Raw genomic sequence first — 15,137 nt, forward strand, 5'->3', positions numbered from 1 at the left:
TACATGATTGTAGTCCGCTACCCGAGTGTCAGCACGTCTGGCTGCGACGGGTGGCAATGCTGTCGGCCAGGGTATGCAGCAGCTCGCTGGTTCTGGCCCATGGAATGCAGCGATCGGTTACCGAGCAGCCATACACCAAGTCCTGCAATGGAGCGGGCTGCTGATTGCCTCCCTCCAGGAAGCTCTCCATCATGATGCCTGTGATGCCCGTCTCGCCTGCAGCCAGTCGTCCGGCAATGTCCTCGACGACGCAGGCTTCCACGTTTTCGTCCTTGCCGGAATTGCCGTGCGCGGCATCGATGATCAGTCCATGCTCACTCGGACCTGATGCCTTGGAGTCATGCAACTCATGCATGGCCGATTTCACGGACTCAGAATCGTAGTTCGGACCGTGCGATGATCCACGCAGAATCAGATGGCAGTTGGGATTTCCCTTTGTCTCCGCAGCGATGACATGCCCGTCGATGTTGATGGAAAGGAAATGATGCTCCGCTGAGGCGGAATAGCAGGAATCCGCGGCGGCCTTCACATTGCCATCCGTTGAATTCTTGAAGCCTATGGGCATGGACAGCCCGCTCGCCAATTCGCGATGCACCTGACTTTCGGTATTTCGCGCACCGATCGCACCCCAACTGATTGCATCCGACAGGTATTGCGGCGTGATCGGATCAAGCCATTCAGTCGCAGCGGGGACCCCCTTCGAGACCACGTCAAGCAGAACCTTTCGCGCCATCCACATGCCCTTGCGGATATCGAAGGTGCCATCCAGATCAGGATCGTTGATCAATCCCTTCCATCCCACCGTGGTTCGTGGCTTCTCGAAATACACCCGCATCACAATCAGCAGACGGTCCTTGAGCTCACTATGCACCTTCGCCAGCCTTGAGGCGTATTCGGCTGCCGCTTTCGGATCATGAATCGAGCAGGGACCGACGATGACCAACAGCCTGTCGTCAACTCCGTTGAGCACGTCGCGAATCTCTTGCCTGGAACGAAGAACAAAGCGTGCCTCTGCCTGACCGAGTGGCAGCTCCTTGATGAATGCCCGTGGCGCTGGAATCGGATCGAGCTGACGTATGTTGATATCAACCGTTTCAGGGAACACCGCTTGGCGGCTCAATCGTGACTGCTCATCCTCAGAGCTATCGGGCCCGCGCAATTCTGCCATGTTCTCCTCCACAATACCTTGCTGCCGCTATACCGCCCGTCAAGCCTAGCGGACCATACACATTTTCGACGAATTTACGTCTATATTCTGGATATCGCAAACGATATTACGAGTTTTGCGGCAATTGAAAGTATAAGGGTCGAAGATTGGCTTTCCACCGTAGAGGAATACACCAAAAATTCGCTTGTATACTTCCAGATTGCCGCAAAACTCACAATTTGGATTTCCTGCACCCGATTATTGGGCCAAAGCACCCATCGGATCCCATGCCGGAAGCTTGATCGCCGGCTTCCTGAGCGCCTCCTGATACTCCGCAGGCAACATCGACTTTGGAACCGCTATCTCATACACGAATTCCGAGAACCATGGGTCATCCATCGTGAAATAGCCCTTGTCTGCAATCTTGCAGCCCCAGGAATTCTCAACGCGCCAACGACGCGTGGTCGTTCCGTCCTCGGCAACATCGACTCCGACGAAGGCCATGGCGTGGTTCATGGCGGAGTCGCCAAAGCGTACACGTTCCTCCTTGTCAAGGTCGAAGTCGAAGTCATAGACGCGTCCATATTCGAAGAGATCCGTCGCCCACGCGCCGTTCTTGCGATCCATCATCGGATGGCAGTCAGCGCCGAACCATACCGGGATGCCCTCCTCTGAGAGGATCTTGCGGGCGGCTTGCTTCATGAAATCGACGGAGACATTCAGATATTCGGTCGGATCGGCGCCAACGACATTGCCAAGATGCTCGATGGCGATCTTCTGACCCTTGGGATGCTCACTGCGAGGGTCGTCCACAAGACAGACGTAATCCTCGAGACCTGCATCGACGTAGCGCTTCCAGAACTCCTGAGGGGTGATCTCACCCGCACGGTGGAAGTTATCGTCCTTGTCGGTCCATTCCCAATCGAAGCTGGTTGGCGGCGTCCCCAGATTGATGGTGAGCAGACGGTGCCCTGCCTCGAGGGTGGTCGCCACAATCTCGTCAATGCTGTCGTTGCTCTCATACATATGGGCAACAGCCTGCCGCAGAATCGCGCGAAGATGCACATTCATCTCTGATGTGCTCTTTGACGATGCGGTCTCAGGGAAAAGATCCTTTGGTACCGCGCCGTACTTCTTGTATACATTCATGGCCATCGTCCATTGGCCGCCATCGCCCATGACTTCCTTGAGCAGGTGCTGCATCAACCTCGAATCGCTGGCCTCCCCGGCGCGAATCAGCTCAGCGGCATCCTGCAGGAAGTAGTTGATGCGTTCGAGCTTGTCATAGTACATCGCGTAATTCTGTGAAAATTCGAATTCCTTGAGATTCATCGACCTCTTGGCGATGAATCGCGCGACATTCAACGAGCTGAACAGCCAGCAACGTCCCGAACGCTCCTGCGAGGTGACTGAGCCGTTATCCACCGTGACCGAAAAGCGGCGCTGCAGCAGTCGTGACCGGTCATAGTTGCGGGCCACCTCACTGATTCCTGCATTCGTCACCGCATTCATGGCAACGCGGTTTGAGGCATTCCCATCAAAATCCTCGCGCATCCGTGCAAGCTGTTCTTGTCCAAGTGCCTGTAGATTCTCACCCATTACTCATACCCCTCTGCAATCCACGCCATTGATGCGTTTATCGACTTCTCCTATGCAATATCGCACTGTACTATTCGCCACAGAACTCTTGCTCGTGAGCGCAATCGCACGACCATTCCCAAGGTGTGTCCAGGCAGATCACCGCAGCCAGGCAGTGCAATGGATGTGCCCCTGCGAAGCCTTGCTCGCAGGGGCACATCCATGAAGTGCAATCAGCCTATGGTTTCATAGCATATTAACGATTGCTGCCTTGGACGGCCGGCATCGAATCGCTTGTGTTGTCGGCTTGTGCCTGGTCATTTCCGGGCTGACCCTGCGAAAGGGCCGACGATGGGACTGAAGGATCTGCTTCGCCATCCTGGTTGTCGGCACCGGTCGAAGATTTCGCAGAGGACTCGGATGACGACTGCGCATGCTCCTCCGAGAAATCGAAAGCGCCGAAGGACTTGGCAAAGATGGAGCGAAGATCATCGACACGAGCGGTTATGGTGGCTTCACGGTGCTGCAGCTTGGAGATGCTGGTCTTGAGACCCTTCAGCTCCTGCTCAGCCGCATGACGGCGATTCTCCACTTCGACCTGGGCATCCGCTGAAGCCTTGGTAAGAATCTGATCCGCCTGACGCTCAGCTTCCTCACGCTTGTGTGCAGCATAGGAATCGGCCTCTTCGCGAGCGCTCTTGGCCTGTCCAAGGAGCTCCTGCGTTTCCTTCTCGGTCTGGGCGCGACGCTCTTCAAGGTTCTTCAGCAATTCATTGACCTTTGCCGTGGCCTGATCCTGCTGCTGTGAGATGTCCTTGCGAATCTGCTGCACCTCAGCCGAAACCTTGGACAGTGTCTCCGCGCGGCTGACGACAGCCTCATCCGTGATCTGCTGAGCCTTGACATGAGCCGCATCGGTGATTTCACCGGCCTTGCGCTTCGCTTCGGTAAGATTTCGGGATACCTGCTCTCGAACGTCGGCAAGCTTCTTGTTGGCCTCCGCAAGAGCCTTCTGAATCTGATCGTTGGCTTCGCTCTTCAACTGGGTGATCTCCTGGTCGGCGACCTGACGCTGGTGCGCGGTTTCCTTGGTCGCCTCTGCTCGCATGGCAGCGATGTCACGCTCCTGCGAAGCCCTCTCGGCAGCCATGCGCTTCTCATGCTCCTCGCGCGAATTGCGCAATTCCAGTTCGACTGCCTGGCGCTGCTCGGACACCTTCTTGCTTGCCGTTGACTGAAGCTGATCTGCCTGCTGACTCGCGGTCGCCGTGACGGTTTGCGCCTTGTCCCTTGCCGAATCCAGCAGCGACTTCGCCTTTGACTCCGCCTCATCGAGGACGCGCTTGGCATCGATGTGAGCATTGTTGATGGTGGTATCGGACTGCTCCTGGGCCGATGTCCTGATCGTGTTGGCATCCTGCTTTGCGCGATTCAGCAGCTCAGTGCTGGTCTGTTCCGCCGAAGCCAGAAGCTGCTGGGCATTTGCGCCCAGCGATGCGAACGAATCCTTCGATACCGTTGACTTTCGAGCCTTTTCATCCTGAAGTTCCGCTTCGAGTTTCAAGACCCTCGTATCATAGGCCTTGATCTGCTCGCGTAGACGGACGATGTTCTGACGCATGTCAGAAAGCGCTCCATCAACCTTATCCTTGTCATAACCGCGCAATACAACGGGGAAACTATCGACCATCGAAACTCCTATTCAACGTAAACCGGCTCTGTACGTCAACCTCACCTCTTACGACTCTATATCCAATCGTGATGGAAAAGTCTGAGTGTCAATTATTTCACACACTCTCAGCGCAACATTCATCATATTCACAGATACATCTCAGACAATTACCACATCTCGGGCAGCTGGTTCACGATAATACCGTAGCGTCTCCTTCACCACGTCACGCCCTGCGGCAATCTGCTGTTCAAGCGGCAGACCGTAGAGGTTGTCGCCATGCTCGTTCACGAGTGGGAAACTCACGAACCCCGAGAGCACTTTCGCCTGATGCGATGTCCAGTTCAGGAGATGGTAGAACAATGAATTGCATACATACGTTCCAGCATCGGAACTCAGCGTGGCGGGGATGCCATGGGTCGAGAAGTCCTCGAGTATCGACCTCAGTGGCAGCCTCGTCCAATACGCTGCGGGGCCATCCTCGACGATTGGAATCTTTCTCGGCTCCACGTTGTCGGCATCCGGACGGGCTGCATCCATGAGATTCGTCGCGCAGCGCTCCAATGCAATGCCTCTTGCGGCATGCTTCAGTCCTGTGGCAATGACGATGTCGGGTCGATATCTGTCAATTCCCGCCTTCAACGTCGGCCACGCCTTCGTGAAGCTCACGGGAAGGAGCACGCTGTGAATGTCGATCGCACAATCGAAACCGACAGCCGCATCAAGGTCTGCATCAAGTTCTGTCGTTGGATTCGTCTCATCTTTCGATCCAAATCTCAATCCTTGAGATTCCAAAGCCTCAGGAACTTCGCGCGAAGGGTTGACGTCAACGCCCTCATACCGGTCAAATCCGGATACAATAACAGAAAATCGCTCCATGCACCCAGTGTAGACACAGTCCGTGCGCCTAACCACGGTTTCTTGAAGATTATGCCTTCGAGTCATCGTTCATCCAGACTCCAAGGCAATGCACCCCCAGGGACGCGACCTGCACCATGGAGGAAAACGATCCGAGTGAAGACTGCGAAGACTGCCTAGTCGCGCTGCTCGATAAGTGCAAGCATGCGACCTTCATGCGATTTGCCAGCGAGCGCTGAGCGGCGATGAGAATACCAGAGCGGATTCTCCAGCGTGCACAGACCATGACGCATGTCGGCGACTCGCTTCGAAAGGGAACTCGGCCCCTCCCCGTCATTGGAGCACAGATCGTCAAGCTCCTGATCATGCTCCAGATACTGCGTCGCGGCATTCACCCGAGACAGCGAAGACACAAGATCGTTCACTCCGGCATCGTGAAGCGCCATGGTTGCCGCACCAGCTATGTCGATGCCGCGTCCGCCAAAGCGGGTTTTCGTCGCCGTCCCGGGGAATTGCGCGTCGAACTCGGATGCAATCCCATCTCCGACCTCATAGCAGTCACCGCAGATGCACGGTCCAAGCGTTGCGACGATGTCTTCGACCTGCGCGCCGCGCGCCTTCATCCTTGCTACGGTCGCAGCGATGATTCCGCGCTGCAATCCCTTTCTACCGCAGTGCGCGGCAGCTATGATGCGGTGGCGCGGATCGGCCAGAAGGACTGGCAGACAGTCGGCTGCAAACATGCCAAGAGCCAGATCGAACTGCCCGGAGACCTGACCGTCCGCCTCGATGACCATGCCTGCGATGCCCTGCACGGATGCGTCCGCCTGATCGGGCGTCTCCCCGTCTCCGCCGACCGTGCCGCTGGCATCGAAGCCGAACTCAGCATTGCGCTCGCATGCCTCGTCAATGTCAATCGCATGACCGGAATGCACCTGGCTGACCAACGACAGCGGAGCATGCAGCGAAAGTGACAGCGCCTTGCGATTGGCAAGCACATGCTCTGGATCGTCGCCACCCTTGCCACCCAGATTGAGCTGAGCGAAGTCTCCGGATGAGACACCGCCAAGCCTCGTGGTATATGTCACGCGAATTCCGGGAGCCAGATCGATCGGTATGGTCACCGGAATGGGGTTGCCCGCCTCATCATGATCGTCGATGCGCGTATCGTCAAGGATCCGAGCCGATGCGTCCATTTCAGTGTGAGGGTTGAAGGATGATTCCTGCATTATTCATCTCCTTGCGCGCCTGTTCACCCAATTCCTGGCTCACGGGGACAGTCAGGTCGGTGAAGACGCGCACTCGTAGGCCATATTTTTGAGCATCGAGCGCGGTTTCCTTCACACAATGCGATTCCGCGATGCCCACGACATCGACGTCGGTCACGCCGCGCCGATCGAGCTCACCGTTCAATGTGTGCCCTGCCTTGCTCTGCTGGGCGAATTCCTCACGCGATGGTATCTGCGGACCGCCAAGGTCCTCGATGCCCTGAAAGCCTGAATACGCGGCCTCGTACTGGCCTTTCTTGAAATGATGTTCGATGCCGAGCGCGGCGATCAGCGGATGAAGATTTGCATTCGTGGTTCCTGCGACACCATGTCTCGGCCATGTATCGACAAAATCGGGCGTGTCCGAGAAATGGCTGCCCGGCTCTATGTGCCAGTCCTGCGTCGTGGCGATATAGCAGTAATCGTCGCGGTGAGCGCTCACAAAGTCGTGGATTGACTGCGCGACGGCATTGCCTCCCTCGACGCCGAGTTCACCCCCCTCACAGAAGGTTGGCTGCACATCGACGACGATCAGCGCCCGATGGCCTTGCGCTCCTTGATGCTGTTCATGGTGCAATAATGCGCCGAATGGTTCTTCCACAGTCATTGATCCTCCTGCCCGTGAGAAGCATCGCATGGTTTGCCAGCTTGCTATTGGCATAGCCTAGCAGCCCTGCATTGCAAAAGCCGCGGTTTCTTCTCAGCCGAGAATGGCAAGCTCATCATCGCTGAGCTCAAGCTGCCCGGCATGCAGCGAGTCAACGATGGTTTCTGGACGGTGAGCGCCGGGAATCACGAACATGTGATCGCCCTTGCTCAGTTCCCACGCGAGCACGACCTGCTGATAGCTGACACCGTGAGCCTTGGCGACCTTCTTGAACGGATCGAACATGCTCTCGTCCCTGGTCTTGCGGAAACCGCCGAGCGGACTCCAGCATACGAATGCGAGCCCGAGCTTTTCGGCATGCTCCAAGGTATCTTGGGTGCCGCGGCTGATGGGCGAATATTGGTTCTGCACAGCCACCAGCCTGTCTCCCAGGATTGTCCGTGCAAGGTCGATCTGCTCGATGTCCACATTGGAGATGCCTGCCGCCCTTGCCACGCCATCATCGATCAGCTGCCTGATTGCCTGGATGGACTCGCCATAGGGCACTTTTGGATCTGGACGGTGGAAATACAACAGATCGATGCTGTCTCTTCCCAGGGCCTGCGCTGACTGTCTGCCATTGCGCATCAAGGTTTCCGGACGCCCATCGACATCCCACGTCGGTCTGCCCTCGGTGAAGTTCCTGAAATGACCGACCTTGGTCGCCACCAGAACATCTTCACGCGGGCCACTCCAGGACTGCAGCGCCTGGCGCACGAGCTTTTCGCCGGTTTCCTCCTCGCCGCCAGATTCGTAATAGGCCCAGGCGGTATCTATGTGACGGCATCCCGCATCAAGCGCAGCATGAATGGTCTCTATCGCCCGTTCATGGCTGGGTTTGCCCTCGATCGTCAGCGGCATTTCCCCAAAACCAATGGCAGTGGTCCTGAACTGCCCGATTGTTCTGTGCAGTAGTTCCATCAGGAACCCCTTTCGACTCGACGATGGTCACTCCCACCCTACACGCTGCCGAAGTCGTTGAAGGCAGCCTATCTGCCGCCGAAGGAACCGCCTCCTGAACCACCGCCACCGCCCGCGAATCCACCACCGGAGAATCCGCCGCCGGAGGATGATGAAGGGGCAGCAGCATGAATCGTTGAACTGATTGATGAGAAGCTGGATGTCAGCTGGCTTCCGATGTCGCCGATGCCAGGGTTGAAGTCTGCTCCCGCTGGCATCCCCGGAGCCGCTTCGCCAAAACTGCCCGCCATATAGCCATAGGTCATGAATGTCCACGGTCTGAACGACCAATAGAGCATCGAGCCGGAAGCGTTCGAATCAAGCCATTGAGGGTCGCTCAGCTTCGGATTGGCACGCGCGAGCTGCTGCAATGCTTCGTTGCTGATGCCGAATGCCGCGGCATAGACGAGGTAACGGTCCCACAGAGCGAGGTCATCGACCCCACGGTCTTCGAAGGAGCTGAAATCGAGCAGGTATCGCTGCAGTCCCTGGATCTGACCGGCATATTCCTGACCGGTGTCATTGAGCACCGTGACCTTGCCATACATGACCGCGAAGATGGAGCACACGAGGAGCAAGAAGCCGCATAGGCTGGCGATGACGAAGGTTCCCCCACCAAGCGTCATTCCGGCTGCAAGCGTGCCGACCAGCGCGACGACGATGCCCAAGATTCCCAGGCCAATCGAACTTGAACGCGTCTGCGTGGCCCCGAGCAAAGCGAATTCTCCACTCACCGCATTGGTGAACTTCGCCTGTTCCGTATAGCCCGACTCCCACTTCTTGAAGCTTCGCTGCATCTGCTTCAGGTCGAATACCGGTGAATCGAGTCGTTGCGCCGCGCATTCCAAGAGGTGCAATGCAGCATCTTCCGATGAGCTGAGCTTAAGAGAGTCGCGATCATGCGAGCAGACTGGATGAATGACAATCGTCGATGTCGAAGCAAGATCTTTTTGGAGGCGTTTGTCGCCGCTCGAAACCGCACTCGAAATCTGCACTGAATCTGCCTGCGTCAAATCAATGGTGCCATACGCGGCGACCGAGCCTGGATAAATTGAAATGGCATGCTTGGATGCGAGCGACAGCACGCTTGCCGCCATTTGCCGCGAGGCCTTGTCCGAGGTTTTCCTGAGGACGATGTCATGCATGCCTGCTGCCGAGGCTGGGCTCATGTTCGGCGGTTCGCGCCAGTACTCCACATCGCCGTGATAGCGCGAGGCTCCATAGGTCTTGAAAGCGGCACGCACAGCGAAAATGCTGAGAATGATTGCAACGATGCCGCCAATGATCCAGGCGATTATCGTGAGTCTTGCCTTCGACCTCGCTGCGTCTCTTGCTTTCGTCTCCTGCTGGGTCTCATCATCGATGATGCTGTGCTTGGCATTGGAGCTGCTCGTTCGCGCAACGCCGCTGCTGGCCGAGGAATCGAACATCGCGACCAGATCGAGATGCTCGCCTGCACTCACATCCTGCGCCGTGAACTGCAAGGTGCCATCGCTTTTTCGCGATGTCTCGGATTGACCCGCGTAATGCAGCCATGCCCAGGAATTCTTCGATGAAACGCCCTCAGGGAAGCTGACGGTTGCATTGACCGTGCCGATTGGAATCTGATTGGCGTCGCCGAAAGGCTCCCACTGGAAGTTGGTCACATCCGGGTGAGCAGTCGAAACGCCGTGGAACGTCATCGTGATGTCAAAGACCATCGCCTTGGCAGAATCGGTTTCAGGAATGTTCCACCCGATCTCAACAGGATATTTGGAATCCTTGTCTGCACTTGAGGCATCATATTGTGTTGGATTGTCGGAATCGGAGACATTGGCGATATACCAATGATTTGCCTCGGTTGAATCCCAGTTGCTCGTAGAAGAGACATCATCGGGAGGAATGGGCTTGGTCTGCTTGTATGTGGTGCCGTCCGTGACATTGCGAACCGAAACGTCGGAAATCGAAGTCAGATTTTTCGGATTGATCGTATATTGCTGATACATCTGACGCCATGGCCTGGTATCGCCATCGTCATCTTCGCGCTCGTTCAGCTTCATGGACACGCGCTGCTCAATTTTCAGATCGCCGTTCTTCAGCACCTGCGTCTTGTAATCGAGCGAATTATATGAGAGAGGTGCTTCGTTGAGACTCGACACACCAATCCCCAGGAGCAGGGCGACTGCCACAGCCGCGATGATTATCGCCGCTCCAAGGCATAGAATGAACCGTCTCACATTCCACTCACGCTTCGAAGCCGGTGCTTCACCGGAGTCCGTGTGCAGAGATCGTTGAGTTGGTTGCATCACATGTTTCCCTTCGTGTGCGCAATATGGAGCAGCGTCGCTGCGGCAACGCGCAGATTTCACCGAATTTCCCAGAATTTCGAATTTCCCAGTGCGCAGTAATGCGCCATAATGCGCCGCAGTAAGCCGTTTGCTGGGCTTCGCTCGATCATAGGTGTGCGTGTGAATCGTTACGGCACTGCGCCAGGCATTCGAATACGAGCTGCCTGGGTGTCAGAACTTGACCTGCGGCACCGATCGATCCTGTTCGGCCACTGCAAAGAATTGCGCTTCCTTGAAGTGGAACATGCCCGCGATGATGTTGCTCGGCACCGACTGAATCTTGATGTTGAACTTCTGCACGACATCGTTATAGAACTGCCGCGCATAGGCGATTTTCTGCTCCAGCTGGCTCAGCTGATTCTGCAGGTCCATGAAGTTCTGATTCGCCTGCAATTGCGGGTATGCCTCGGCAGTCGCACGCAGATTCACCAGAGCATTGCTCAGCTGGTTCTCGGCCTGCGCGCGCTGCTCCGGATCGCCATGCTGCGCCGCTTCGACTGCCCCGGCCCTGGCTTCGGTGACCTTCTGAAACACTTGAGACTCGTGAGTCGCATAGCCCTTCACGGTCTCGACAAGGTTTGGCACCAGATCGGCGCGCTGCTTGAGCTGAACATCAATCTGGGCCCAGCCATTGGCAACGCGGTTTCGCAAGGCAATCAGGCCGTTATATACCCCAATCCCCCACAACACCAGCACGACGACAATAACGACTATCACGAGTACAGCGATAAGTAATCCGTTCATATCGTCCATTGTCTCATGGACCGCGAATCTTTCGACTGCAGCGCACGCTAGCATGGTGTGCAGGATACATCACGAAGGGACATACGCATATGGAAGATAACGGCATCCGCTCGGCAAGGGAACTGAACAAGCATCAGGTCAAGCAGCTTCGTGCGCTTGGCAATCACCTGAATCCGCTCATCATCATCGGCAAGAGCAACCTCACCGAGACGAGCATCAGGCAGGCGGACGAAACCCTGGAAAATCGTGAGCTCATCAAATGTTCGGTGCTGAACGGCTCAGACTTGACAGCCCGCGATGCCGCTGCCGAGCTTTCAGAAAAGCTAGGGGCCTCTGTGGTCCAGGTCATCGGCAACCGCTTCGTCATATACCGTGAAAGCCATCGCGATGACATCGAAAGAATAAAGCTCGTTCGTTGAAGATCTGCGTTGATCTTCGATTCTCAAGATTCTCAAGATTCTCGAGAGGGACCGCAAATTCCAAGCAGCTGAAATCCCGATGAGGCATCGGTGGCTGCGAAGGATGCGCCTGCAGCCCCAGCAGCCCCAGCAACGAAGCTCGCCACTCTCCGGCCGAGATATAGAACTGCCATGCAGCCCCGGGTCTTCCCTGGGTGCATGGCAGTCGTCTATTCAGCGATTAATGGACTCGTCCGCACATCAGTCCTCGAATGGCTCGAAATCCTTGCGAACTCTGCGGCGTGGTCGCTCAGTGCGCTCTTCGCGGTCTGCACGATACTCGTCATAGTGCTCGTCTGGAGCATAGTGAGGGACTTCGCGGCGTCCACGGTAGCCACCGCGACGGTCGTTGCGATCGTTGCGATCGCCACGATCATGCCGACGGTCATTGTGTTCGCTACGATCCGAACGGTCATCATGGCGGTCCCTGCGGTCGTATCCGCGATCGCCACGATCGCCACGATCGCCACGATCGGAGCGGTCAGAACGATCATCACGGTCATCGCGACGACGACGTGGGCGGTCATCGTTGCTGTAGCGTGAACGATATCCACCACGATCGCCACGGTCGCCACGACGATCGCTACGGTCAGAACGGCGGTCACCGCGATCGCCGTGTGACTGGCTGGCGCTCTCCTGGTTCTCGAATCCTGGGATGGCAAGCGAAATCTTGCCGCGGTCGTCAACGCCCTGAACGATGACCTCGACCGTGTCACCTTCCTTCAGCACGTCTTCGACGGCGTCGACGCGCTCACCGTTGGTGAGATTGCGAATCTGCGAGATGTGAAGCAGGCCATCGGTTCCTGGCGTCAGGTTGACGAAGGCGCCAAAGCTTGTGGTCTTCACGACCTTGCCGTTGAAGGTCTCTCCGGCTTCTGGAACGTGCGGATTGGCGATCTGATCGATCATTTCCTTGGCCTTGGCCGCGGCTTCGCCACCCTCGGAGGAGATATAGACCGTGCCGTCGTCCTCGATGGTGACGTCAGCTCCGGTGTCCTCCTGAATCTGGTTGATCATCTTGCCCTTCGGACCGATGACCTCGCCGATCTTCTCGACTGGAACGGTGGTGCTGATGATGCGAGGTGCGTATGGGCTCATCTCGGCCGGGCTGTCGATGCACTCATTGATGACCTCAAGGATGGTCGTGCGCGCTTCCTTGGCCTGCTGCAGGGCGGCTGCAAGAATGTCGGCAGGAATGCCGTCAAGCTTTGTGTCAAGCTGCAATGCGGTGATGAACTCGGAGGTTCCGGCAACCTTGAAGTCCATGTCGCCGAAGGCATCTTCCGCACCCAGGATATCGGTGAGGGTCTTGAAGATGTGCTTGCCATCGACATCACCGGAAACCAATCCCATGGCGATGCCGGCAACAGGAGCCTTCAGTGGAACGCCGGCTGCGAGCAGCGACAGCGTCGAAGCGCAGACGGAACCCATCGATGTCGATCCGTTGGAGCCGATGGCCTCGGATACCTGACGAATGGCATAGGGGAACTCTTCACGCGAGGGCAGCACGGGAACCAGTGCGCGCTCCGCAAGGGCGCCGTGACCGATCTCGCGGCGCTTCGGCGAACCGACGCGGCCGGTCTCACCGGTCGAATATGGAGGCATCTCGTAATTGTGCATGTAGCGCTTCGAGGTTGGGCCGGAAAGCGCGTCGACCTGCTGCTCCATCTTGAGCATGTTCAGCGTGCTGACCCCAAGAATCTGGGTCTCGCCACGCTGGAAGAGAGCCGATCCGTGAACGCGAGGAACGATGTCGACCTCGGCGGACAGGGTCCTGATGTCGCGAAGACCGCGGCCATCGATGCGGTAATCCTGCGTAAGGATGCGCTGACGAACGATCTGGCGCTGCAGTTCCTTGAATGCGTTGCCAAGTTCCTTGTCCTTCTCGGCATCCTCCATATCGGTGAATTCCGAAGCAAGGGCAGCGCGGACGCCCTCCTTGATCTCATGAATTCTATCCTGACGCGGAAGCTTGTCGGCGATGGAGAGCGCCTGATCCAAATCACCATGGGCGATTTGGTCGATGCGGTTGTACAGATCCTCAGTGTATTCAGGGAACAGAGGGAATTCCTTCGTCTCCTTGGCGACCTTGGACTTCAGCTCGTTCTGGGCTTCGCAGATTGCCTTGATGAAGGGCTTGGCCGCCTCAAGGCCCTGCGCGACGACATCCTCATCGGGCTTGATCTGGCCCTCGTCATAGATGAGCTTCCAGGCGTTCTTGCCTGCACCTGCCTCGATCATGGCGATGGCTACATCACCGTTGTCGATGACGCGACCTGCAACGACGATTTCGAACACTGCACGCTCACGCTCGCTCCAGCGTGGGAAGGCGACCCACTGGCCATCGATCAAAGCCAGGCGGACGCCGGAAACCGGTCCTTCGAAAGGCAGACCGGAAATCATCGTGGAAGCAGATGCGGCGTTGAGCGCGATCATGTCGTATGAGTCTTCAGGATTGACGGCCAATACGGTCTCGACTACCTGAACCTCGTTGCGCAGCGTGTGCGGGAACAGCGGGCGCAGAGGACGGTCAATGATTCGGCAGGCCAGAATGGCCTCCGAGGATGGACGGCCTTCACGGCGGAAGAACGAACCGGGAATCTTTCCGGCTGCGTACATCTTTTCTTCCACATCAACGGTGAGTGGGAAGAAATCGTAATTCTCCTTGGGGCTTGAACCAGCTGTCGTGGTTGAAAGCACCATCGAATCATCATCAAGATAGGCTGCCACTGCACCGTCGGCCTGCTGGGCGAGACGGCCAGTTTCAAAGCGCAACGTGCGCGTGCCAAATGAGCCATTATCAATAGCCGCTTCTGCGGCTTGTATTTCGGGACCCTCCACGGGTTCCTCCTTCACTATTTTTTTCATCAATTCGCTAGACAATCTAGCTAACAACCTAGCGCCATCTAGCGCTTCATCCATCTTGTGCATCCCGGACGCGGTATACCTGACCGCGCGCTCCTTGCTGGAGATACCTGCTGTGTCTGCATTATTCGTCATACCCTGAACCGTCTGGCCTTTTTCAAGCCATCGCGACTCATCCGTCTAACCACCTGCCGTGCTCAGCATCTACCGTATTCACATGTTCCGAATGCCGGTATGCAAAAGCGCCCGAGCTATATGCTCGGGCGGAAGTATTCAATTATCGACGCAATCCCAGACGGCCGATCAACGAACGGTAACGTTCGATGTCAACACGCTGGAGGTAATCGAGCAGACGACGACGGTCGCCAACCATGAGAAGCAGGCCACGACGTGAATGGTGGTCGTGCTTATGCTCCTTCAGGTGCTCGGTCAGGTCGCTGATGCGCTTGGTCAGCAACGCGATTTGAACCTCGGGAGAACCCGTATCACCTTCATGCGTCGCGTACTTGGTGACGATCTCTTGCTTTTCCTGTGCCGTAAGTGCCACGGCTCCTCCTTGATATTGCTGCGCGGTGCTGCGACCCAATGTCGAAGCGCTCTCTTTCCGCGGGCGGAAC

General features: G+C 56.7%; 12 protein-coding genes. 1 reads left to right on the forward strand and 11 read right to left on the reverse strand.

What is annotated here, in order from left to right; all coding sequences use genetic code 11:
• Nucleotides 1-28: 28 nt before the first annotated feature.
• The 9 genes from QN062_RS04955 to QN062_RS04995 all read right to left on the reverse strand — a co-directional run bounded on the left by QN062_RS04955 (nt 29) and on the right by QN062_RS04995 (nt 11,197).
• Nucleotides 29-1,168 carry a 3-deoxy-7-phosphoheptulonate synthase gene (locus QN062_RS04955; protein WP_369342476.1) on the reverse strand — a complete coding sequence of 380 codons (1,140 nt, stop codon included), beginning with the start codon at nt 1,166-1,168 and terminating at the stop codon, nt 29-31.
• A gap of 237 nt (nt 1,169-1,405) precedes the next feature.
• The gene (locus QN062_RS04960; protein WP_369342477.1) at nt 1,406-2,746 is read right to left on the reverse strand and encodes a C1 family peptidase; all 1,341 of its coding nucleotides are present in this window, start codon (nt 2,744-2,746) and stop codon (nt 1,406-1,408) included.
• A 235-nt stretch (nt 2,747-2,981) separates the two neighbouring features.
• Nucleotides 2,982-4,415, reverse strand: coding sequence for a DivIVA domain-containing protein (locus tag QN062_RS04965; RefSeq protein ID WP_369342478.1), 1,434 nt, complete (start codon nt 4,413-4,415; stop codon nt 2,982-2,984).
• Between the two features lie 141 nt (nt 4,416-4,556).
• Nucleotides 4,557-5,273, reverse strand: a complete 717-nt coding sequence (locus QN062_RS04970; RefSeq protein ID WP_369340748.1) for a pyroglutamyl-peptidase I — start codon at nt 5,271-5,273, stop codon at nt 4,557-4,559.
• Between the two features lie 155 nt (nt 5,274-5,428).
• Nucleotides 5,429-6,481: a polyphenol oxidase family protein gene (locus tag QN062_RS04975; RefSeq protein ID WP_394854687.1), complete on the reverse strand. Its 1,053-nt coding sequence runs from the start codon at nt 6,479-6,481 to the stop codon at nt 5,429-5,431.
• Nucleotides 6,450-7,127, reverse strand: coding sequence for an isochorismatase family protein (locus QN062_RS04980; RefSeq protein ID WP_369340749.1), 678 nt, complete (start codon nt 7,125-7,127; stop codon nt 6,450-6,452). The genes QN062_RS04975 and QN062_RS04980 overlap by 32 nt, the downstream gene beginning before the upstream one ends.
• A 93-nt stretch (nt 7,128-7,220) precedes the next feature.
• On the reverse strand, nt 7,221-8,087 hold the full coding sequence (locus QN062_RS04985; RefSeq protein WP_369340750.1) for an aldo/keto reductase: 867 nt from the start codon (nt 8,085-8,087) through the stop codon (nt 7,221-7,223).
• A 68-nt stretch (nt 8,088-8,155) separates the two neighbouring features.
• Entirely contained in the window at nt 8,156-10,411 is a 2,256-nt protein-coding gene (locus QN062_RS04990; RefSeq protein ID WP_369342550.1) for a DUF2207 family protein, read from the reverse strand.
• Nucleotides 10,412-10,624: 213 nt separating this feature from the next.
• Nucleotides 10,625-11,197 (reverse strand): LemA family protein, encoded by a 573-nt coding sequence (locus tag QN062_RS04995; protein ID WP_369340751.1) that lies wholly within the window; start codon nt 11,195-11,197, stop codon nt 10,625-10,627.
• A gap of 89 nt (nt 11,198-11,286) precedes the next feature.
• On the opposite strand from QN062_RS04995, the gene QN062_RS05000 reads away from it, so the two are divergent.
• A complete protein-coding gene (locus QN062_RS05000) occupies nt 11,287-11,616 on the forward strand; it encodes a YhbY family RNA-binding protein (protein WP_369340752.1) in 330 nt (109 codons plus the stop codon).
• A gap of 240 nt (nt 11,617-11,856) precedes the next feature.
• On the opposite strand, the gene QN062_RS05005 is transcribed toward QN062_RS05000, so the two are convergent.
• Nucleotides 11,857-14,496 (reverse strand): polyribonucleotide nucleotidyltransferase, encoded by a 2,640-nt coding sequence (locus tag QN062_RS05005; protein ID WP_369340753.1) that lies wholly within the window; start codon nt 14,494-14,496, stop codon nt 11,857-11,859.
• Between the two features lie 301 nt (nt 14,497-14,797).
• Entirely contained in the window at nt 14,798-15,067 is a 270-nt protein-coding gene (gene rpsO, locus QN062_RS05010; RefSeq protein WP_369340754.1) for a 30S ribosomal protein S15, read from the reverse strand.
• Nucleotides 15,068-15,137 lie beyond the last annotated feature (70 nt).

The sequence above is a fragment of the Bifidobacterium sp. WK012_4_13 genome (assembly GCF_041080835.1).
Classification (GTDB): domain Bacteria; phylum Actinomycetota; class Actinomycetes; order Actinomycetales; family Bifidobacteriaceae; genus Bombiscardovia; species Bombiscardovia fermentum.